Here is a 22,296-nt window from a genome sequence, read left to right as displayed (position 1 = left end):
CACTGAAGTAGCATCACTAGGTTTAAGCTTATCAGCCTAAACTCTTCCACAAAAAAGGACTGCCTAAGCAGTCCTTTATTCACACTAAGTTAATAGGCAATAATTATTGCGCTACCGCCTTACGTTTATTATGCATAATGATAAGGCCGACTAAACAAACAATGCCGACTGCGATACCAACTGGTTGGCTCATCGACTGTGGCAAGCCTAAGCCAATACCGGCAGTCATGATGTATGACACAGTTACACAAGTACCAATAATTGCCGGTAAACTCACAATCCAATGGAAGCTACCGCGGTCAAATAAATACTTAGTTGCTAACCACAATACACTGGTTGAAAGCAGCATGTTTGAGAACGCAAAGTAACGCCAGATAAGAGAGAAATCAATCTTAGTCATGAAGTAAGCGATAATCAAAATTGGAATTGCCACTAACAAACGGTTACGCATATTTTGTGGAATATTAAACGCATCAATGATGGTTAAACGCAATGAACGGAACGCAGTATCACCTGAAGTAATCGGGAAAATAGCTACTGCAATAATCGCCATAATACCACCAGCGACACCTAAGTAAGTGCTCGCCACTTGATTAACAACTAATCCAGGGCCGCCGGCATCAAGAATACTCTTAAGCTCAACGTAACCACCAGGGAAGGCTGCAATACCGGCTAATGCCCAAACACAAGCCACAATACCTTCTGACATCATTGCGCCATAGTACACAGGGCGAACGTATTTTTCGTTAGTTAAACAACGAGCCATAATTGGCGCTTGTGTGGAGTGGAAACCACTGATTGCACCACAGGTAATAGTCACAAATAGTAATGGCCAAACTGGCAATCCGTCAGGATTAGGCTCAAGTAAATCATTGTTGTAATGACTGTGGTCGAAATAGGCAAAAATATCACCCATTTCTGGCAATTGCGGTGCACTGATAAGTAGAGCAACTGCAATTGAAGTGGTCATCACAATCATTAATAAACCAAATAATGGATATAATTTAGTGATAATTTTATCGATAGGCAGCAAGGTTGCTAAGAAGTAGTAACCTAAAATCAATAACACCCAGAATACGTTGTTGGCAAAAATAGTGCCTTCAAAATAATCAAGGTTACTTAATAGTCCAGCTGGACTCATGATAAATACAACACCCACGAAGAACAGTAACATCGCGGTGAAAATCAGCATCACACCTTTAAAGTAAATATTAAAATAGTGACCTGCAATTTCGGGCAAACTCTTACCGTCATTTTTAATACTCAGTACACCAGAGAAATAATCGTGTACAGCGCCGCCGATAATATTACCTAGCACAATCCATACTAAGGCGATTGGACCATACAAAGCGCCCAGAATAGGACCAAAGATTGGACCTACACCAGCAACGTTTAGAAATTGAATAAGATACGCTTTCACAGGATGGACTTCGACATAGTCAACCCCATCTTCGAAACGTTTTTGGGGTGTTTTTACGTTGGGGTCAATGCCCGCTTGGCGTTCTACAAAAGGGCTGTAGAACTTGTAAGCGAGGATTAACAACGCAATACAAATAAAGAAAATTAACATTTTTTATAGTCATCCATACTTTGTAGGGTATTTGAATAGCATTGAGTGTCATTCACTTAGTGGGTTAGGTCAAGGTGCTAGGTGTTATACCAAAGTAGGGGTTGCCAGCCTCAAACCACTATTGCAGGAGGGATGTTAAATAAGTGTAAACCCTTAAAAGCCGTTTTATTTTGGCCACTATAGAAACAGCAGAGATATAAACTAGATTGATTGATTTTATTAGTCATTTTAACAACTTGCATAAATTTCAGCTAAAAAAAAACGAGAAATGTTAATACAAAATACTTTCAAAACAGTAAGTTTTGTCACTGAGATACAAATTTACAAGCCTGTTAATAGATGTTCAAAAATGAGAGGTAAGCTCATACTTTAAAGAGTGTAAATATCACTAATCTCTTACAGTTCTCCCTCGAGCCATACATGAAATAAATGTTCATGACTGAATAAGTCTTGGTTAAGTCATTCCAAATCGCCATCAAATTTTAATACCTGAATTATTCACATCAAGATTCCTTGCAAAGAATCACCGACAAATGAAAAGCTACCTTACCAATTTTAATTTAGGCAATATATTTCAGTTAACCCATTTATTCCTAGCTAATACTTATATAGATAGATGAAAAAAGTATAAGAATTAATCAGACCAACAACTAAAATTTGACTACATAGATATTCAAACAAATACAAAAGCTTAATAGAGCTTATATTACAAATAAGATTTTGGCGTCAAAATAATATTACCAATTTACATTATTTACTCACGAATTAGTTTTACAAATTGGTAACACGATCATATAACCAATAACACCTAATGCTTCAAATAGTGTATTACATTACTGAGGTCATTTTATGTATTAGGCAGCAACAGCTTATTCAGTTGCCATTCACTAGTCATAGAATGATCAGATCAAACTGCTGAGATAAAGCAGTCGATCTTGCTGAATAAGTTGTTAACTCAAATGGGGAAACGACCTAAGGTATAAAAATGATAAAACATCATAAAAAGCATAAGCTTGCTTCTATTCTAGCAACCGCTCTCACCACCAGCTTAACCAGCGGTTTCATCAATGCTGAAACTATCAATATTACAAACCCTAGTTTCGAAAATAGCTTTGAGGGCTGGACTGATATTGATCCTTCGTCAGTATCGGGTGTGGCTTATCAAGGCAGTAAGTCTGCAAAAATGTCAGGCAGTAACGGTAGAGTTGAGCAAAGCCTCACTATCGATAGCAACACTACGTACACTTTAACTGCCTACGTTGTAGGTGGAGGTAAGCTAGGAGTATCGGGCAGCGGTCTTAACGAATCAACCAACATCAGTAGCAGCGATTGGCAACAGGCCAGCGTATCATTTAATAGTGGCTCAGCAACTAGCGTTACCATATATGGGGAATACTTTGGTAATGAAGGTCGTTTTGACTCTTTCGAACTCACAACATCATCTGACACAACTGAACCTTCTGAGCCAACTACACCTGTCACTTGTACAGGCAGTAGCGCCCTATCCGTTGTAGCCGCAACAGATAACGGCACTAATGATGGTCACGGTCCGAGCAATACCATTGATAACAGCTACGATACTGAATCTCGTTGGTCATCTAATGGAGAAGGTAAAACCATTACTTATGACCTAGGCGTTCAGTCTGAAGTGAAATCAGTGTCTGTTGCTTGGTTTAAAGGCAATGAGCGTGCATCGTACTTTGATATGGAAACCTCAGCAGATGGTAGCAGTTGGACATCAGTCCTATCCTCAGGTCAATCAAGTGGCAGTAATGCAGGGCTAGAAGAGTACGATGTAACGGATACCAGTGCTCAGTTAGTTAGAATAACGGGTTACGGTAATTCATCTAATACTTGGAATAGTATTGTTGAAACCAAAATTAATGGTTGCTCAGATGGTTCTGCACCAACTGATCCTACAGATCCTACTGAACCTAGTAATCCTATCGGTAACTTAGATCCTGACTTACCACCATCCGGAAATTTCGAACTAGTGGATTGGACCCTAGGTGTCCCTGTTGATGAAAACAATGATGGAAAATCTGACACAATCAAAGAAATAGAGTTATCGAGTGGCTATAGCCGTTCTCCATATTTCTTTACTGCTGCAGATGGTGGCATGGTATTTAGATGCCCTATTGATGCCCCAAAAACTTCAACCAATACCAGCTACGCCCGTACTGAGTTACGTGAAATGTTACGCCGCGGAGATACCAGTTATAGCACTCAAGGTGTGGGGGGCAACAACTGGGTATTTAGTAGCGCACCTTCATCAGATCAAAATGCAGCAGGCGGTGTTGATGGCACCCTAGAAGCGACACTCGCCGTTAACTATGTCACCACCACAGGTGATAGTAGCCAAGTGGGACGTGTGATTGTCGGTCAAATTCATGCTAACGATGATGAGCCATTACGTCTTTACTACCGTAAACTGCCATCTAACAGTAAAGGATCAATTTATATCGCTCATGAACCCATTACAGGATCGGAGCAATACTATGAAATGATTGGGTCTCGTAGCAGCTCAGCTTCAGATCCTGCCGATGGTATCAGCCTTGATGAAAAGTTCAGTTACCAAGTCAAAGTAGTGGGTAATACATTAACCGTAACGATCATGCGCGAAGGTAAGGCTGATGTTGTTGAAGAAGTGAATATGAGTGGCAGTTCTTATGATGCAGGCGAGCAATACATGTACTTCAAAGCAGGTGTTTATAACCAAAATAATACCGGTGACGCAGATGATTATGTTCAAGCAACATTTTATAAATTGAGCAATAAGCATAATGGCTATGCCTATTAATCGATGACTGTCTAAAAGCTGACTCATTAAGAAAACGAGCATATAGAAAGGCAAAACTCGCTTAACAATACCAACGCTCTGTCCTCCCTGGCTTCGAACGTTCGTATTACTACTTTCTTCAATGAGTCAAGCTTACTTATTCACAGTCATAGTCTTATCATCAAAGCCGACAAGATCATTTGTTGGCTTTTATTACATTCACGCCTCAAGAAAACGCAAAAAGACGATGTTTGATATACACTTATTGGTAACATCAACATTGGTGTCAGCATCAACAATACTCAAACGTTCAGCTTGGTCAACGTTTTAGCCGATCCACATCGCAAAAGGAAATAATTTCACCAGACGAGACCACTAACATTTTCTCAACATGATAAAGTAAAATGTAACAGCCGCACACAATGCGCCATGAAGTAATTCGTGCATATATAGACTGTCGGAGATGAAATATTGAGAACACATTTACCTTTTTTAATGCCTCTAGTGATTTTGTCACCAATGACTTATGCCGCAGGCTCCCTCGATGATTTAGATTTAGAGTCACTGATGGCGATGGACATTCAAGTGACATCTGCAATGAAACGATCTCAATCCGCATTTGACACTGCCACCTCAATTTATGTCCTCAGTAAAGAACGAATTACCCACTCTGGCGCAACCTCTATTCCAGAAGCATTAAAAATGGTACCCGGCCTCGTTGTACGTCAACTTGATAACAATCAGTGGGCAATTTCAGCGCGCGGAGTTGCATCAAGATTCTCCAGTAAAATGTTAGTGATGATTGATGGTCAAAGCCTTTACACGCCACAGTTTTCCGCGGTGTACTGGGAAACGTTAAACGTACCGCTTTATGATATTGAACGCATTGAAGTCATTCGTGGCCAAGGTGGACAGCTTTGGAGCAGTAACGCCAACAATGGTGTGATTAATATCATTACCAAAAACAGTTTAGATACACGAGGCTTATATGCTGATGCCGCCAGTGGCAGCCAAGTTAATATTGATGCAAATATTCGTTATGGCAATGACATCAGTGATATAGGCAGCTATCGGGTTTATGGTCATGTAAAAGATGGTGACGCATCTGAAAAAGGCTTGGTACTAGAGCCTAATGATGTCACTCAGCAGTACTCGTTTGGTGGGAGGATGGATTTTTCAACCAGCGACCATTGGTCAGGTTTCGTGCAAGGCGATATAACTGAATCAAAATTGGGGCAAAATTATCGTGGTGTGATTGATGACACTAACCGAAACATCACTTTTACCGACAAACTAGAGCGAACAGACTCACGGGTCATGGCGCGACTTGAAAACAGAATGTCGGACTCAGCGAATCAAATGCTACAAGTATCCTGGCTTAATCAATCTGGCTCGCAAACTTACCTACAAGAAGAGTTCGAATCATTTGATGTCGACTATCAGATGAACTTTATTTATCAAGCATTACAACTCGATTGGGGTTTAAATTACCGCTACAGTACCATTTCTTTTGAAGACAGTTTATTCCTGCATAGCGACAAAGAGTTCGATAATCTGCAGCAATATGGTGGCTTTATACAAGCTCAGTTTGCTCTTATTCCAGAGGAGCTTGACCTTGTTCTCGGCACGAGAGCCGAGCACAATGACTTAACTGATTGGGAATACCAACCATTAGCAAGATTATTATGGAAACCGCAAGAGAACCAAGTGCTATGGAGCGCAGTATCTCAAAGCGTTCGTATTCCATCTTTAATTGAATTTAATGACAATTACGCGATTAATGGTCAAAAAGTCAGTGAGGTTTTGCCTTTTTCTACAGGCATAGAAGCGATTGATGAATACCATATTAAAACCTATTTAAACGGTAACGATGACGTTGAAGCTGAAACATCGTTATCTTACGAGTTAGGTTATCGATTATCACAGCAATCATGGAACCTTGATGTCTCGCTGTATCATACCGAGGCTGAAGACGTTGCCGTTATTGATATCAACCCTAATGTTGAACAGTTTTACCCGGCCCTTGCCCTATTTCAATCAGGTCAATTACAGCAAGCATTACAAGCCTTAACGCAAACGACAATTCAATTTGATATTGTGTCGACTGCCGACCTAACAACCCAAGGTGGCGATATCGTTTTATCTTGGGTACCTGCAGATATGTTTAACGCTGAACTTGGTTATAGCTATAACACCTTTGAGTACGACCTTCCTGAAAATACGTTTCCCGCCATTGGCAGAGACTCTACGACTCGACAGATTTTTGCTAAAGCCGATGTCCATCTATTTGACAGCCATAATATCTTTGCCACTGTCAGAGTAGAAAATAGCGATGCATACCTTACGGAAAACTACACCTTGTTAGATTTAACCTGGAATTGGGCAGTAAGTCAGCATTGGGGAGTATCAGTCACCGGGAAGAATTTATTTGCTGGTAGTCATCTTGAATATGCAAACCGACAAGAAACCTACACAATCCCCAACTACATAGATGAAAGCGTGCTGTTCAAAGTCACAGCTAATTTTTAAATGAATTAATGCATAAAATCACTCAGCTTCTGCATGTATTACTATTCTCATTTTTGCTATTAACTAGCCAAAGTGCAGCTGCTGCTGAGCAAGAATACGCACTTAAAGCGGGCTTTTTATATAATTTTGCCCGTTACGGTGAATGGCATGACAGCGCATTAAGTCCTGATAAATTTGTCATATGTAGCCCTGATGCATCATTTACAGAAACCGCCAAGTCAGTATTAAACCAACGCTCAGTCAATAAACGCCCGATTACTATTCGACATATTCAATTTGAATTAGAGCAAGTGAATCGATGCCAATTACTTTTCATTTCATCTGCGTCGCTTTCTGATTGGTTAAGCTGGCAAAAACAGCAAGACTATATTGCTGAAAACACAATGGTTGTGGGCGAATCAAAGGGGTTAATTGAGGCAGGCGGACATATTCGTTTTTTCATTGCTAGCGGTAAAGTCAGGTTTGAAGTCTCCCCGCAGCAATTACAGCAATCCGGCATCACTATGAGTTCTAAAGTACTGCGACTTGGTCGCGTGCTGGAAAGGTGATGTGATGACTAAATTATTCTCAATGAACACCATCAGCAAAAAGTTACTCATGATTTTAATGGGGGTGTCATTCGCCTCCGTTATCACAGTCACTTTTGTGTTCAGTGCTTACGAATTAACAAGCGCAAAACGAGAACAAATTGATGGGCTAAGTACATTAGCTAAGATGATGTCTCCTAATATTACTGCCGCGGTATTATTTGATGATCAAGATGCCATCAATGAATTAATTACACCTATCTTGCTTCGTGGTGACATTGTTTCAGTGACTGTGACCGATAACCAAGGTAACGTCATTGCTTTTGTCAGCCAAGAAACCGATGACTCCAATAGCATACTCAGCACTGCGCTAAATGTGACACAAATTAGTAATGCGCTGACATTAGATGGACAAGAATATGGCCAAATTCAAATATTAGCCGATGACAGCTACATCAACACCCGAGTGAAGTTTTACGGTCAATTTATTATTATTTTATTGATATTCGCACTCGGGATCAGTTTTTCAATATCGTTAATTTTACGTCGACGCTTTTTAAGCCCTATTTTACATCTAGCCACCATTGCAGAGCGAGTGTCTGACTCTAACGACTATAGCTTACGCGCGAAGGAGCTATCCGATGACGAGGTCGGAAAATTAAGCTCGCACTTTAACGACATGCTTGAAACCATTGAACAACGGGACAAACGCCTAGAAAGCCAAGTAAAAAGTCGCACTGAAGAGCTTGAAAGCGCCAATGAAAAGTTACACCAATATGCTTATCAAGATGGCTTAACAGACCTACCTAATCGCCGTTATTTTTATGAGAAACTTCAGTCCTTAATTGACACTGACAATATGATTTTCGCATTAATCTTTATTGACCTTGATGGCTTTAAAGAGATTAACGATACCCTTGGCCATGACTATGGCGACTTACTATTACAGCAAGTCGCTAAACGCTTGAAAAACTGTGTAAGAGGCCATGACACTGTCGCTCGCCTAGGTGGCGATGAATTCACATTAATTGTCGAAGGCATCAATGAACAGCGCCGTGCTAGCGAAATTGCAGAGGTCATAAAAAACAGCTTAGTGAAGCCAATCACCATTAAAGATGAGCAGGTTTATATTACCAGCAGTATCGGATTAACTTTCTATCCAAACGATGGGGAAACCATAGAAGATGTGGTCAAACATGCTGATCAGGCCATGTATTTATCAAAAAATAAAGGACGTAATCGCTATGAGTTTTTCTCGTTCGCTATGGAAGAACAAGCGCTTGCTAAAAGACGATTAACAGAGGAATTAAGACAAGCTGTAAAAGAAGAGCAATTCCTATTAATGTATCAGCCTATCCTTGATATTAATGGTTCTGTAGTCAAAAAAGTCGAAGCCTTAATCCGCTGGCAGCACCCTAAACTAGGCACAATAGAACCCGATGATTTTATTCCTCTAGCAGAAGAAAACGGCTTAATAGTCGACATCGGCAATTGGGTGCGTAAACAAGCCATTGCCGATGCAATTGAGTTTTATCAAACCAGCGGAAACGTCATTCAAATTAGTGTCAATACATCCCCTATCGAGATAGATCGTTCTGGCACCTGGATTGACCAATGGATATTAGACTGTAACAAGTCCAAGCTACCCCATGGCTCGTTTCTCATTGAAGTCACTGAAAATACCTTAATGACACCGGACTCATCAATAAAGCAGCAATTAAAGCTGCTCAATAACAATGGCATCAAAGTCGCTATTGACGATTTTGGCATAGGTTATTCGTCGTTAGCCTATTTACAAGAACTCGATATCGACATCATTAAAATTGATCGTTCTTTTATCACCAATATCACCACCAATGAGAGCAGCGCAGCCTTAGTCAGAGCGATCACGACAATGGCACATAACATAGGTGTTAAAGTCGTCGCCGAGGGCATTGAAACGCCTGCTCAGCAACAGTTATTAAAACAACTGTCATGTGATTATCTACAAGGGTTTATGTTTTCAAAACCGCTCACTAAAGCAGAATTCTATCGCCTATATGTAAAAGGCTGTGAAGATATCGTTTCATCTAGCAACAGCCTTTCATCCCATTAAACAGCTTCCCTGCCATCGCAGTAATGGGAACGTTAATTGACAAACCACAGCGTCATCACGGTATACACAGGGATCCCAATCATCACATTAAACGGAAACGTAATCCCCAAAGAGGCACTAATAGATAAACTATGATTTGCTTGTGGCAATGCGACTCGCATCGCCGCGGGTACGGCAATATATGACGCGCTTGCCCCCAAGACTGCAATTAAAATCGCCCCGCCACTTGAAAGCCCCATCAACACACCTAAACCACAACCTAACACACCGCCAATGAGCGGCATTGCCATGCTATAGGCTAAAATAAAGCTTCCAGCTCGCTTAATATCTTCTAAACGACTTGCTGCAACCATGCCCATTTCCAGTAAAAACAATGCCAACACACCATTAAATAAACTAAAAAATACTGGTGTAATTGATTGAATCTCATCGGCAGCCACAAACCCAATCACTAAACTGCCCACCATCAATACTATCCCTTGATTGAAAAACATTTCATGTAATAAGGCCTTACTAGCGTGTTTATCATTTTCCTCTTGGGCTATTGATTTTTTCTGCCTAAATAAACTCGGTTTAGCCAGCATAATACCCACCACAATTGCAGGCATTTCGAGTAGGACGACAAATAAAGGGATGTAAGCTTCATAGCGTATTTGCTGACTTTCTAAATACGCTACGGCGACAGCATATGTGCCTACACTCACCGAGCCATAATGTGCAGCGATTGATGCGGCGTCATGACGTTCAAACAAACCGATATAATACAAAATAGCAAAGGCTATAAACGGTAGTATCAAGCCAAAAGCTAATATGTATAAAGACTGGGTAAACAATGTCCATGACGCGTGCTCAGCCAATGCCACGCCCCCTTTTAACCCAATGGCAATCATTAAAAACAGCATTAAGGCTTGATAGAAACTTTTAGGAAAAGCAATTTTGGTTCCTGACAAGACAGCAAAAACACCCAACAGGAAAAAACCAATGTTAATTAACATAATTCGTTTTTATCCTTTATAACAGACTGAACTAAATCAGGTGTCTTTAGCTTATCTCGGCCTAAATACGCAGTAAAAAAGCTCAATAGAAACAAGCCTAACCCAGCAGCTATTAATCCTAGACCAACAGCGTCTGATTTTGCGACCCAAGCGCCAAGCAACATCATTAACACTGCCACCACCACACAAAACACCCATTGCCTATCCATCATGTTCACCTCTGCTCAATGATATTTATGACGGCATTATGACAACAGAATAAAATAGATAAAAATTGATATTACCTATAGGTCAAATAGACTAGTATCTATATTGATTTTTCAAGTAAGCTCACAAAGTAAATTGAATCGAAAAGTAATCGTTCATCTAAGAGTCGTTAACATGCAATCAAGATTACACGCCCACATTGGCACCATCAGGCAATTAGAAATTCTGTTAGCTGTTCATGATAAAGGTGGCATAAACGAAGCCGCTAAAGCATTATTCCTCACTCAGCCTACGGTCTCAATTCAAATGAAAAAGCTTGCAGAAGCCGTCGGTGAACCCATTTACCGTTTCACTAACCGAAAATTAGTCTTTACTGAAACAGGCTTAGAAATGGTCAAAACAGCTGTGGAAGTCTTAGACAGTTTTGCTCGTTTAGATATGTCACTGGGTAAAATGCGTCAAGGTCAGTCTGGTACATTACGTATTGCAGTTGTGACCACATCCAAATACTTTATTCCGCATTTATTGGGCCCTTTTTGCGAGCAGTTTCCTGAAATTGATATTCAATTAAATGTAGGTAACCGTGAACAAACCATTGAGCGTTTAAAGCAAGGTATTGATGACTTTTACGTATTCAGTCATCCGCCAATTGATAGTGATTCTGACAGCATTGAGCTGTTACAAAACCCATTAGTGGCCATTGCCCATCAAGCGCACCCGCTTGCTCAACAAAAACAAGTTAGCCTTAAACAGCTTTGCCAAGCACCGTTTCTGATAAGAGAAAAAGGCTCAGGCACCCGCCATGCGATTGAGGCTTTCTTTAAAGAGCATGAACTAAACCCAAACGTAAAGATGACTATCGAAAGTAACGAAGCAATTAAACATTGTGTGATGGCCAAGTTAGGGATCTCGATTCTATCAGCTCACACGCTGACATATGGCGGCCAAAATGACTTAATTCGTCTGCCAATTAAAGAGCTTCCGATAAATGCAAAATGGTTTTTTGTTTGGTCTAAATCAAAACGACAAACTGTTATTGCACAACAATTTTTAGAACATATTCAGAGTAATGGCAGGCAGTTATTGGAGCAAGAGTTACAACGTAATGGCATAGAATCATAACCCTTGCTCATAATTGGATTGAGTTAATAGATTAGTTCACGCTGTAGCCTTTACCTTCAAGGCAAGCTGCGCGAGCTTGATAATAATTCTGTTCACCTTCGACATTTGCAGCTTGTACTTGAGCTTGTTGCTGCGCTGCCTGTTGAGCAGCCGCCTGTTGTTGCTCTGCTTGTTGCATATTACTGCGACGACTTTGACGTCTAGCAGCGACTGCACCAATGGCTGCACCATTTTGCGCCGCATCACTTCTGTCATCATCCCCAAATTCAGCAATCATAGCTCCTGCCGCTGCGCCTGCCATTGCACCGCGCATACCAGAACCTCGTTCAGCCGAATCACTGTTATCAGGTGCAGCTTGAGATTGTGAAGCCACTGTTACTGTATGCGGTTGGCTTGGGTTATAGCCAGTTTGAGATACCGCCCAGCTGTTGCAACTCGTTTCATCAACAGCCTGCTGTTCACTGGTTTGGTTTTGCTGAGGAAAAACATACTGGGCTGCATAACTGTCGTTCACCGTTGAAAAGTTAATTGCTATAGCAAGAGCAAAAGTCGAAAATATTCCAGTAAATTGGACTAGCGACTTATTGGTTAATGTAAACATGTTATTTCCTTTTCAACGAAGTATTCGATGAACAAATAATCACCTATTTCAATTGACATTAGTTACCATTAAGCGCCAACTGTATTTATTTCGTCGTTGCAAGAAATGAATAACAACCAATCATGAAAAATATACCGAGTAGAAGAAAGGAAGAAAGGAAGAAAGGAAGTAAATAAGAAAGTAAATAAGAAAGTAAATAAGAAAGTAAATAAGAAAGTAAATAAGAAAGTAAATAAGAAAGTAAATAAGAAAGTAAATAAGAAAGTAAATAAGAAAGTAAATAAGAAAGTAAATAAGAAAGTAAATAAGAAAGTAAATAAGAAAGTAAATAAGAAAGTAAATAAGAAAGTAAATAAGGAAGTAAATAAGAAAGTAAATAAGGAAGTAAATAAAAAAGGCGTCAACCTTGAATTCATCAATATGTAGGCATAAAAAAACGAGTCAAAGCTCGTTTTCTTCTTATGCTATCGATGTAAAAGTGAGTTAGCAGAAAACCAATGCCGACCCCGCTGCAACATTTCTTATGGCAAGTATTTTTTTCCCGTGTACAAGGCAACATACATAATCTAGGCGTTTACACACACTTTCTTGTAATCTAGCTTTGATTTTATCAAGATCAATACTTTGTTCTTTATATCGATAAAACTTGTGTAAGTAGATTATTGCTAAACGTTTTTTGGAAACGGTTCCGACATGCACTTTATCAAGAGAACGAAAGTAATAAGATAAATACCTTCTCTTGCGCGCCGCTTGGTAAAAACGAGCAGAATCAATTTCACCTTCCCTGAACGCTAGAATAATGTCTTTTAATAAGCCTATATCAACCAATGCTCTTGCTATTCGGTGTCCTACACCAGGTAAACGATAGCTAGCATTACAGCTTTTAAAGCAGGCTTTATGATTAGCATCAGGTTTGTATAAAGGATCATAAATGATGGTCAAAGGCGTTTTGCACTCACTCGCATTGAGATGGGACATATTGCCTTTTTGCAGTTGAAAATGCTTCTCGAGTTTAGGGTCCCAAGGCGCTGAAGGCTGCCAATAGGTACTCACCGGCATTAACAGTAACGCTTTATCCAACTTTAGCGTGTCGGCATGAAAGGCGGTAGCAAATCCACCTTTACTCACGCCATAGCCTATTCTTTTCGGGAATTGCTGCAGCGCGAGTGACAATTTTTGAAGAAATTGCGCAAAAATGAAAGAATCAAAATAATGATCGTCCCCACCAATATGATTAAAGGCGATAATATTCATTTTCCGCTTGCTAAAAAATTGAAAGCTCCAAGCCTGCTTATCGGCATCAACTTGATCTTGTGTTAAAGCTTGGCAGTTAGGGGGGAAAGTCACCATCAAAGGTTCATTCGTATCAAAAATATGATACTGCACTAGTACATTATCAACTTGTAAACGAACAGTTTGATGCTCAATAAGCATGATGTTATTCCCAACTCAGCACACATCATTTTCACGAAAAAAATGAAGGAACAATATAATTTGTTGGCATACTACAAGACTAATTTGAGAATTAAAGTGTTATTACCTTTAATGTTAACCGAGGGTAAACTGTGTAAAAAAGCAGCGTAGGTAAAACGATTTTTTGTTAAGCCTTGCAAAGTTAAGCTCAATAAACAATCACATCCTCGCAAGCTTAATGACGCAATCAATTAATTGAAATTAACATTTAAAAGTCAGCTTTTATGGGGGTTTCTAGCCCAATGACAAAATAAGCCTAGCGATTGTTAAGTCACTAGACTCTTCAAATTGTTTACCCCTCTTTGCACCAAGCAATAAAAAAGCGAATCACGCCTAAGGCTAAAAATACCTGTACGAACATATTAAGTGAGGCGGTAATATCGAAGCTCGGGGTGAGATACAATGCACTCATGGTTAATACAACTAATAAATTCGCTCCAATCACTTTTTGAACCGCCAATTCAGGCGTTGAACATACCCGCCAAATAATCAGTAAATTTATAAAATAGAATGCCGCAAGCTGCCAGATTTCAGTCAATGCTGGCATGATGAACGTATATTGTAGTAGCACTAACGTGCCTGATACACACATCCCTACCAAGGCTTGATTAACAATGAACTTTGGCATAGTAACAAGGTTTATGGCGAATACAGCCGCTAACATGGGGAACATATAACCATTTGGCAGCGGCAAATATATCCATAAAGCAAAACTGGCCATTAGCGACACCATCACAATCGCCGAGTCTTTAAGCCGTATTGATAATGGTGTTGGATTATTCCATTGCTTAATAACATGTTGCCAATGACTCGTAACTTTAATCTTTTCGACTGCATCAAAAGAATGATTCAGTTGGCCTGCTGACTTGTGCAGCTCACGCCTTGCCTCTCTAATTAAACTAACCGTGTCACTGATTTCAATTAGCTGTTCATTCAGTTCAATAATGACGGCTTCATTCGCAAGTTCACTAAGTAAAGTGCTCCCCTGTTGATGTTCAGAGTCAGATGGAAGCGCTGTGTTATTCACTAATGGCGCCGCTTTGTCTAACCAAGCTTGTAATTTAACAATGGCTTCATCGCTAGCAAGAGTCAGTTTTCTCCAGTGCTTACGCTGTTGTGACAGCTGATAGCTACCTGCAGCAGGTAAATCTAAAATTAAACTGTGAGACTTAATGTTATTCGACATTGCCAATAATCTTGCTTGATAGTCAGCTACTGTCTCTTGGGTGTAGGCTCTTTTACCACTGACACATTCGGTCAACTCCACCACCAAATCATGTAGCCCCTTTGATGTGCTTTTTTGCTGCTCGTAAAACTCTACCTCTGAATTCATTGGCCATAAAAATTGATATACCAATGAAAATACAACAACTCCTAGTATGGTTTCTTGTAGCCTTAAAAAGATAATCTTGACTGATATTGCATCATCAAAGCTGCCCATAAAGCTTATTAATGCACAGACAATAAATGCGATTCTGAAAAAGTAACCATTCTTACGGTCATAAGACATCGCAGTAAATATGCCAGCCAGTAGTATAAAACTACCAATAAACAGGAATCGATCTTGAGCAAAAAAAGCAACCAAACCAATCGCCATACTGGCACCAACAAGTGTACCTAAAATACGGTTATGCGCAGCTTTAATGGAGTGGCTAAATGATTCATTTGACGCTAAGGTCACGACTGTGATGGCCGCCCAATAGGGTTTGTCCCAGCCAAAAAATATTGCCAGTACAATTGCGCTGGTAAAGGCTAACGAAACCTTAATCGCTTCTTTCATTGCGCGACTTAACATTTTTTTATCCCCAATTTCAGTGAGTATCACAACCAACTCATGCAGCTCAACTCACCGATATAAACGGTTCGGTTAACCAGAAATTAAACGCCGGTATATATTTGTACAGATGCCGTTGTCCCCACTCGCAGTTGCACACTCTCAGGCACTTGCTCTAGATGCACTTTGACAGGAATGCGCTGCGCGAGACGGATCCACTGAAAGTTAGGGTTCACGTTTGGTAATAATGTATTACCCGTGCTGCCATCTGATTTGGCGATACCGTACCCAATACTTTCTACTTGAGCATTAATAGGGCTATTTGGATTCATCATTAAGGTGACTTGAGCCTTGTCTCCAATATTGACGCCTTGTAAATCCGTTTCTTTAAAGAAGCCTTCAATCCAAAAACTATTTTGATCAATCAAGGCTACAACAGGATTGTTTGCCACAACCTGGGCGCCCTGTCTTAAATTAAGGTTAGTAATAAAGCCATCGGTAGGTGCTGTGACATGGGTATAGGCCATATTGAGTTCTGCCTGTTCTACAACAGCATCTGCAGCGGCCAAATTAGCCTGTGCGGTTTGCACAGCATTTTGAAAGTTATTTAAATCAAGTTCTGAAACCGTTCCGTGCTTACGACTTTCAAGCGCCATAGCCCGGTGATTCTCATTTTTAGCTTTATCTAATAAAGCCATAGCCTGCAACTGTTTTGCTTTAGCATTGCTTAACTCTGCACGGTAAAGGCTAGGATCAATCTCAAACAGCAATTGCCCTTTCTTTACTTGGCTATTATCTTCCACTAATACCTGAGTCACAGGTCCCGTCACTCTCGGGGTTATCTGAATAATATGAGCTCTTACCTGACCATCTCGAGTCCACGGATTAGCACTGTAATCTTGGTATTGGCTTAACACTGCAACGGCAGCAATCGCAACCATCACCAGCGTAGTAATTATACGAAACATAACAAACTCCAAAAATCTGATGAATTAGGTAAATGCAATAAATCTGCTTAATAACACGGTGATAATCGCCACCAGACAAAGCTCGACTAAAGCAGGCATAACGATCACTCTTTGCCAACCGAGTTTGTTTGCAATAAACACCAACGCGACGGTTATAAAATAAGCCAACATCACAGTAATGAGCAGGGGCGGAAAATACACTTCTCCAATAGCAAATTCATGAGGCATCTGAGTCACCAATAAGGTTATATACGAAAGAGCAAAACGGAGGACACAATGTCATTTCACTCATTAATGGCATTATTTTATGGGATTATGGGACATCGTCGTAATCGCTTTGGGAGGACTTGACCCTTCAAGCTAAACATTACCTTCTGCCGCTTATTAGTGAGGGATGCGTAATCTGATGTAACACAGTCTCTAAACAAGCTGCTTAACACCGCGCCCACTCTGTTCACAAACCGATAAAGAATAGTCCGTTCACAGCATAGTGATAGACAAATGGTATCATTTAGTCTCAAGCTTGATTACACTGAAATGATGAGTAAAAACTTAATTAACTTTGTGTTTAATCTCGTAAAACTAGTGCTGCGTAAACTTGCGTACTTAATTGATATAGGAGCCAATAACCAATGAATTTTAGCTTAGAGCAGTTACGCGCATTCGTTGCAGTATATGAGCTGCGCTCCTTTAGTAAAGCTGCTGCCAAACTTGAAAAACATCGAACCACCATTGGACAAGTCATTACTAATCTTGAAGATCAGGTTGCAGTAGAATTATTTCATCGAATTGGTAGAAGTGTTGAAGCCACTGAAGATGGTGAGTTACTTTATCAATACGCTAAAACCACAGTTCAACAAGCACTGACCTTTGATAAAGTCGCCTTGAGTTTATCTTATGGTGGGCTTGAATCTATCACTATTGCGTATTGCAGTTTTTTACCCCAAGGGATATTAGCTGAAATACGTAAAAGTCTTGATGTTGAATTTCCGAATATGAAAGTCCACTTTGTTGTACGAACCAAACCGGAAATTAAGAAAGGCATTGAAAATGGGACTATCCATGTTGCGATAGTCAACGTTTATAGCAGTAAAATCGTTAATAGCATCGACTTTACGTTTTTAAAAAATTTACAGTTTCTTCTCTATGCTGGTAAAGAACACCCCTTAGCAACAACCCCAAAGAGTAAAGCCTTATCTGTGATGAAATCATCACGACAGCTCGTGCTCAAGTCGATGATTGATGACGACATGAAAGAAAAAGTGGTTTTATCTGCCGATTATGAAGCCATTGATCAAATGGCATTGGTAATAAAATTTGTGCAACAGAATATTGGCTGGGCAGTGTTACCGAGTTCAGTCATCAACTCTCAACTTTTTAAAGAGAACCTCGTAACCTTTGAATGCGATGAAATACAAGACCATTTGAACGTCCCGATTGCAATGTGGTCCCCCCCCTCAAAACAAGTGGCACCGATTAAAAAGAATATCGTTAAGGTATTCGCCAATTACCAAGGTTAAGCTTTTCAGCACCATTTCTAGCACCAGCTTATTTTCGGATAAGCTGCAGTCTTTTTTTATCTAAATCCACTCTTTTTTTGTCATCTTCAATATTTATCTGGCTTTTTTTATATCTCTTAATGGATATATTTGAGTAAAAACTCTAAATATGTATTTTCGGCGACCTTACCAAGGTTAGAGACTTTATCTCTTATAATCATTAGCTTAAAAATCACTTCCAGTTGTTCATCAAATTTACCAATAATTTATAGAGGGTTTGATCCTTCATATAAGATTAAACATGTTTAATTTATCCCCCTAACATTGCTGCCGAAACCACGCCCCTCACTTACAAGTTCAGTTCTTCGGTGAATTGGTTTGAGTTTCAACTAAATCAGTGAACATTCACTAAAGAACTATTAATTTTTAAGGCAGCAAATACTATGAGCATTATCGAACAACTATTTGCCATATCTCCTTATATCGCTTTATTTATAACACTCGCTCTAGGTTACCTCATTGGTAAAATCACTATCGGCCGCTTTGTGCTAGGTGGTGTGGCAGGAACCTTGATCATGGGTGTACTAATTGGCCAATTCGGAGTTCAAATAGATCCTGGTGTAAAAACCATCTTTTTCGCGTTATTTATCTACGCCGTCGGTTATCAAGGCGGGCCACAATTTTTCAGTGCGCTCAACTTTAGAACCATTAATATCCTCCTATCAGCAGTTGTCATGACTGTAACAGGCTTATTGTGTGTACTTGCTGCAGCAATGATGTTTGATCTTGATAGTGGCACCGCCGCAGGTCTTGCTGCAGGTGGTCTCACTCAATCAGCCATCATTGGTACCGCTGGTGATGCAATATCTCAGTTAGGTAATGTCACTGAAGAAGCCAAACAAATGATGCAGACCAATGTGGCTGTAGGTTATGCCGTTACCTACATTTTTGGTTCTTTAGGTCCAATTTTGATGGTGTCATGGTTAATTCCTACCTTTATGAAATGGGATATCCGTGGTGAAGCAATCAAACTAGCTGAATCAATGTCAGGGGGTAAACCTGAACTGGCACCTGGTGAGTTTAACGCCATCACTGATTTAGTTTCACGTGCTTATAAAGTTGATGAGAATAATCCATTTATTGGCAGAACGATTCAGCAAATCAATAAAGACATGCTTGCTATTGCTATCGAAATGATTGCTCGAGATGGCAGCGACATAGAGCTCGACAAAGCGGTTTCAATCAAGGCCGGTGACATAGTGATTGTTACGGGTCGCCGTGAAGCGATTGCGGGTCATATGGGTGCAGCCACTAGTGAAGTCGCTATTCCGACAGGCACAGTGTTAATCGAAGAAAATCGTCAACTGATTGCTAAAGATGCCAAATTGGTCGGTAAAACAATTGCGCAAATAAAAGCACAAGCCAATATCGATACATACCGTGGTGTGTATATCACCGATATTATCCGTGGTGGTCATTCACAAGTTATCAGTGCTGATTTCGTCGTAGCGAAAGACGACATCATCCAACTAACTGGTAACGCAAAAGACATTAACCGTGTTGAAAAATCTATCGGTAAACGTTTGGGTTCAGCCTTTGCTACAGACTTTATTTTCTTTGGTCTAGGTATGGTTGCAGGTCTGTTAATTGGCCTAATCAGCTTCGAAATTGCTGGCATTCCGGTCACCATCGGTTCTGGTGCAGGTTGTTTAATCTCAGGTTTATTCGTCGGTTGGTTACGTAGTCGTAAACCAGCAATAGGCTCTCTACCTTTAGGTGCGTCTAACTTCTTACGTGATTTTGGTTTAGCAGTCTTTGTCGGTATTGTCGGCCTACAAGCCGGGCCAGAAGCCATTAATACCATTAAAGAACATGGATTAACTTTATTGTTCTTGGGTATGGCGGTAACCATTATTCCGCAAATCATTTCATTCTTTATTTCTTACTACGTATTGAAAATTAAGAACCCAATTGAAGCATTAGCTTGTGTATCTGGTGGCCGAAGCGCAAACCCAGCATTCGCAGCCTTACTTGAAAAAGCAGGTAACGCAACACCGGTTTTTGCTTTCACCGTGACCTATGCCATTGCCAATGTATTGCTCACCCTTTGGGGCCCAATCATTGTCGGCATCATTTCAACTCAATAGTTTCTACTCATTAATTTCTACTAAATAGCATGAATTCGGCGAGTGAGTTCAACTCAACTTACTCGCCAACACATTAATTTTATTAAATATAAACAGGTAAACATTATGAATAACCAACACACTGATACAGCAATGGCTATCGATTTCACCCAATTTGCTAACTTAAGCCCATTTGAGCTAAAAGATAAGTTGATTGAAGTGGCACAAACAGTACCTGATCGCACCTTATTAGATGCAGGTCGTGGTAACCCAAACTTCCTAGCAACCCTGCCACGTAAAGCATTTTTACGCTTAGGTGACTTTGCATTAGAAGAGTCAGAGCGCAGCTATTCTTACTTAAATGAAGGCTTTGGTGGTATCCCTGATGGCGAAGGCGTTGTTGAACGTTTCGATACGTTTGCTAAAGCTAATCAAGGCAGAGAAGGCGTTGAGTTTTTACAAAAAGCCATTAGCTACGCAAAAGATCGCTTAGGCATTGAAAAGCAGTCTTTCTTACACGAATTTGTAAACGCATTTTTAGCCTGTAACTACCCTGTCCCTTCACGCATGCTAACCAACATCGAGAAAGTAGTAAAACAGTACATCGGTGAAGAAATGTATGGCGATATGCCAATGACCACTAACTTTGACCTGTTTTCTACCGAAGGTGGCACAGCATCAATGACCTATACTTTTGCGACAATGGCTAACAATGGCTTACTTAAGAAAGGCGATAAAATCGCGTTAATCACGCCAATCTTTACGCCTTACTTAGAGATCCCAGAGCTAGCTGAGTACGACCTTGAAATTGTTGAGATCCGTCTAGACGAAACCACTTGGCAGTTACCACAGTCAGAAATTGAAAAATTAGCGGATACAGACATCAAACTATTATGTGTTGTTAACCCTGCTAACCCAGCATCGGTTAAGTTTTCAAACGATACACTTAACCGTTTAACTGACTTTGTAAGCACCCAACGTAGCGACTTATTCATCATTACTGATGACGTATATAGCACTTTTGCCGACAACTTTGTGTCTTTGTTTGCCAAACTGCCATACAACACTTTATGTGTTTACTCATTCTCAAAATACTTTGGTGCAACCGGCTGGCGTTTAGGTACGATTGGTATTCATCACAGCAATGTATTTGATGATGCTATGCGCGCCTTACCTGAAGCACATCAACTAGAGTTGGATAACCGTTACAAAACAATCACGCCCGATCCACGTAGCATTAAATTTATCGACCGTATCGTTGCAGATAGCCGCGCGGTAGCACTAAACCACACTGCGGGTTTAGCATTACCACAGCAAGTGCAAATGGCCTTATTCTCTCTAAACTGTTTAATGGACTTAGAAGATAACTACAAAGCGGCTTGTAAACGTATTATTCGTGAACGTTACATCACACTCTATAAAAACATGGGTGTTGAAGTTGAAGACAACGAAGATCGTGTTGATTACTACACCTTACTTGAGCTAGATACTTTAGGTGGCAAGCTTTATGGTGACGCGTTTGTCACCTGGTTTAAAGAACACGGTAAAGGTAAAGACTTCCTATTCCGTTTAGCCCATAAAACTGGCGTGATTTTACTACCAGGTAAAGGCTTTGATGTTGTTCATCCATCTGTACGTGTTTCTCTAGCTAATTTAACTCACTATGAATATGAGTTAATTGGCCGTGAAACTCGCTCAGTTTTAGATGACTACTTCACTGAATACCAAGCCGCTCAAGCTTAATTGATTTAATAAGTTAATCTATTAGCATGACGATAAACGCCAATCATAAGATTGGCGTTTTATTACGTTTATTCATGCAGGTTTTGCCATGCACTCAGCGCTTAAGTTGTGGTTTATGTGTAGCTTAAACACTTCAAGATCACAGACTACTATGTCTATTATTGATATATCCATACTAAGCGACTATAAGCTAACGATGAATTAGCATCTTAAAAGCTAAAACTTATAACACGTAAAAAGCTCATAGCTCAGTCAGCACATCAGGCGTTGTATTAAGCTCGATTCAAG

General features: G+C 40.1%; 16 protein-coding genes. 8 read left to right on the top strand and 8 right to left on the bottom strand.

The window, feature by feature from the left end:
- Window positions 1-103: 103 nt before the first annotated feature.
- Window positions 104-1,570, bottom strand: a complete 1,467-nt coding sequence (locus tag QPX86_RS05080; protein ID WP_220753144.1) for a carbon starvation CstA family protein — start codon at window positions 1,568-1,570, stop codon at window positions 104-106.
- A gap of 985 nt (window positions 1,571-2,555) precedes the next feature.
- Between QPX86_RS05080 and QPX86_RS05075 the strand changes: the two genes are divergently transcribed.
- The 4 genes from QPX86_RS05075 to QPX86_RS05060 all read left to right on the top strand — a co-directional run bounded on the left by QPX86_RS05075 (window position 2,556) and on the right by QPX86_RS05060 (window position 9,500).
- Window positions 2,556-4,370 (top strand): polysaccharide lyase family 7 protein, encoded by a 1,815-nt coding sequence (locus tag QPX86_RS05075; RefSeq protein ID WP_285164540.1) that lies wholly within the window; start codon window positions 2,556-2,558, stop codon window positions 4,368-4,370.
- A gap of 474 nt (window positions 4,371-4,844) precedes the next feature.
- On the top strand, window positions 4,845-6,878 hold the full coding sequence (locus tag QPX86_RS05070; RefSeq protein ID WP_220753214.1) for a TonB-dependent receptor plug domain-containing protein: 2,034 nt from the start codon (window positions 4,845-4,847) through the stop codon (window positions 6,876-6,878).
- An 8-nt stretch (window positions 6,879-6,886) separates the two neighbouring features.
- On the top strand, window positions 6,887-7,426 hold the full coding sequence (locus QPX86_RS05065; RefSeq protein ID WP_285164539.1) for a YfiR family protein: 540 nt from the start codon (window positions 6,887-6,889) through the stop codon (window positions 7,424-7,426).
- Between the two features lie 4 nt (window positions 7,427-7,430).
- A complete protein-coding gene (locus QPX86_RS05060; RefSeq protein WP_285164538.1) occupies window positions 7,431-9,500 on the top strand; it encodes a putative bifunctional diguanylate cyclase/phosphodiesterase in 2,070 nt (689 codons plus the stop codon).
- Between the two features lie 32 nt (window positions 9,501-9,532).
- Here the strand turns inward: QPX86_RS05060 and QPX86_RS05055 are convergent, their stop codons facing one another.
- Together QPX86_RS05055 and QPX86_RS05050 are read right to left on the bottom strand one after the other, a co-directional pair.
- Window positions 9,533-10,495, bottom strand: a complete 963-nt coding sequence (locus QPX86_RS05055; protein ID WP_285164537.1) for a sodium-dependent bicarbonate transport family permease — start codon at window positions 10,493-10,495, stop codon at window positions 9,533-9,535.
- Window positions 10,489-10,704 carry a hypothetical protein gene (locus QPX86_RS05050; protein ID WP_285164536.1) on the bottom strand — a complete coding sequence of 72 codons (216 nt, stop codon included), beginning with the start codon at window positions 10,702-10,704 and terminating at the stop codon, window positions 10,489-10,491. The genes QPX86_RS05055 and QPX86_RS05050 overlap by 7 nt, the downstream gene beginning before the upstream one ends.
- A 172-nt stretch (window positions 10,705-10,876) precedes the next feature.
- Here QPX86_RS05050 and QPX86_RS05045 point away from each other — a divergent pair, with 172 nt between their 5' ends.
- Window positions 10,877-11,824 (top strand): LysR family transcriptional regulator, encoded by a 948-nt coding sequence (locus QPX86_RS05045; RefSeq protein ID WP_285164535.1) that lies wholly within the window; start codon window positions 10,877-10,879, stop codon window positions 11,822-11,824.
- Between the two features lie 31 nt (window positions 11,825-11,855).
- Here the strand turns inward: QPX86_RS05045 and QPX86_RS05040 are convergent, their stop codons facing one another.
- The 5 genes from QPX86_RS05040 to QPX86_RS05020 form a co-directional block, all read right to left on the bottom strand.
- Entirely contained in the window at window positions 11,856-12,425 is a 570-nt protein-coding gene (locus QPX86_RS05040; RefSeq protein ID WP_285164534.1) for a hypothetical protein, read from the bottom strand.
- Window positions 12,426-12,908: 483 nt separating this feature from the next.
- Entirely contained in the window at window positions 12,909-13,859 is a 951-nt protein-coding gene (locus QPX86_RS05035; protein ID WP_285164533.1) for a hypothetical protein, read from the bottom strand.
- Window positions 13,860-14,190: 331 nt separating this feature from the next.
- Window positions 14,191-15,693, bottom strand: a complete 1,503-nt coding sequence (locus tag QPX86_RS05030) for an FUSC family protein (RefSeq protein ID WP_220753153.1) — start codon at window positions 15,691-15,693, stop codon at window positions 14,191-14,193.
- Between the two features lie 83 nt (window positions 15,694-15,776).
- On the bottom strand, window positions 15,777-16,640 hold the full coding sequence (locus tag QPX86_RS05025) for an efflux RND transporter periplasmic adaptor subunit (protein WP_055024776.1): 864 nt from the start codon (window positions 16,638-16,640) through the stop codon (window positions 15,777-15,779).
- Between the two features lie 24 nt (window positions 16,641-16,664).
- Window positions 16,665-16,868 (bottom strand): DUF1656 domain-containing protein, encoded by a 204-nt coding sequence (locus QPX86_RS05020; protein WP_055024777.1) that lies wholly within the window; start codon window positions 16,866-16,868, stop codon window positions 16,665-16,667.
- A gap of 404 nt (window positions 16,869-17,272) precedes the next feature.
- Here QPX86_RS05020 and QPX86_RS05015 point away from each other — a divergent pair, with 404 nt between their 5' ends.
- The 3 genes from QPX86_RS05015 to QPX86_RS05005 all read left to right on the top strand — a co-directional run bounded on the left by QPX86_RS05015 (window position 17,273) and on the right by QPX86_RS05005 (window position 22,008).
- A complete protein-coding gene (locus tag QPX86_RS05015) occupies window positions 17,273-18,160 on the top strand; it encodes a LysR family transcriptional regulator (RefSeq protein ID WP_285164532.1) in 888 nt (295 codons plus the stop codon).
- Between the two features lie 422 nt (window positions 18,161-18,582).
- Window positions 18,583-20,286, top strand: a complete 1,704-nt coding sequence (gene aspT, locus QPX86_RS05010; RefSeq protein ID WP_055024779.1) for an aspartate-alanine antiporter — start codon at window positions 18,583-18,585, stop codon at window positions 20,284-20,286.
- Window positions 20,287-20,391: 105 nt separating this feature from the next.
- Window positions 20,392-22,008, top strand: coding sequence for a bifunctional aspartate transaminase/aspartate 4-decarboxylase (locus tag QPX86_RS05005; RefSeq protein ID WP_285164531.1), 1,617 nt, complete (start codon window positions 20,392-20,394; stop codon window positions 22,006-22,008).
- Window positions 22,009-22,296 lie beyond the last annotated feature (288 nt).

Source organism: Shewanella goraebulensis (assembly GCF_030252245.1).
Classification (GTDB): Bacteria; Pseudomonadota; Gammaproteobacteria; order Enterobacterales; family Shewanellaceae; genus Shewanella; species Shewanella goraebulensis.
Note: the sequence above shows the minus strand (reverse complement) of the source record. Positions and strands in the feature narration are given on the sequence as shown.

Bases quoted from the DNA above. Each gene is read 5' to 3' on its own strand.
- QPX86_RS05080 (WP_220753144.1), bottom strand. From the start codon at position 1,570: ATGTTAATTTTCTTTATTTGTATTGCGTTGTTAATCCTCGCTTACAAG.
- QPX86_RS05075 (WP_285164540.1), top strand. From the start codon at position 2,556: ATGATAAAACATCATAAAAAGCATAAGCTTGCTTCTATTCTAGCAACC.
- QPX86_RS05070 (WP_220753214.1), top strand. From the start codon at position 4,845: ATGCCTCTAGTGATTTTGTCACCAATGACTTATGCCGCAGGCTCCCTC.
- QPX86_RS05065 (WP_285164539.1), top strand. From the start codon at position 6,887: ATGCATAAAATCACTCAGCTTCTGCATGTATTACTATTCTCATTTTTG.
- QPX86_RS05060 (WP_285164538.1), top strand. From the start codon at position 7,431: ATGACTAAATTATTCTCAATGAACACCATCAGCAAAAAGTTACTCATG.
- QPX86_RS05055 (WP_285164537.1), bottom strand. From the start codon at position 10,495: ATGTTAATTAACATTGGTTTTTTCCTGTTGGGTGTTTTTGCTGTCTTG.
- QPX86_RS05050 (WP_285164536.1), bottom strand. From the start codon at position 10,704: ATGGATAGGCAATGGGTGTTTTGTGTGGTGGTGGCAGTGTTAATGATG.
- QPX86_RS05045 (WP_285164535.1), top strand. From the start codon at position 10,877: ATGCAATCAAGATTACACGCCCACATTGGCACCATCAGGCAATTAGAA.
- QPX86_RS05040 (WP_285164534.1), bottom strand. From the start codon at position 12,425: ATGTTTACATTAACCAATAAGTCGCTAGTCCAATTTACTGGAATATTT.
- QPX86_RS05035 (WP_285164533.1), bottom strand. From the start codon at position 13,859: ATGCTTATTGAGCATCAAACTGTTCGTTTACAAGTTGATAATGTACTA.
- QPX86_RS05030 (WP_220753153.1), bottom strand. From the start codon at position 15,693: ATGTTAAGTCGCGCAATGAAAGAAGCGATTAAGGTTTCGTTAGCCTTT.
- QPX86_RS05025 (WP_055024776.1), bottom strand. From the start codon at position 16,640: ATGTTTCGTATAATTACTACGCTGGTGATGGTTGCGATTGCTGCCGTT.
- QPX86_RS05020 (WP_055024777.1), bottom strand. From the start codon at position 16,868: ATGCCTCATGAATTTGCTATTGGAGAAGTGTATTTTCCGCCCCTGCTC.
- QPX86_RS05015 (WP_285164532.1), top strand. From the start codon at position 17,273: ATGAATTTTAGCTTAGAGCAGTTACGCGCATTCGTTGCAGTATATGAG.
- aspT (WP_055024779.1), top strand. From the start codon at position 18,583: ATGAGCATTATCGAACAACTATTTGCCATATCTCCTTATATCGCTTTA.
- QPX86_RS05005 (WP_285164531.1), top strand. From the start codon at position 20,392: ATGAATAACCAACACACTGATACAGCAATGGCTATCGATTTCACCCAA.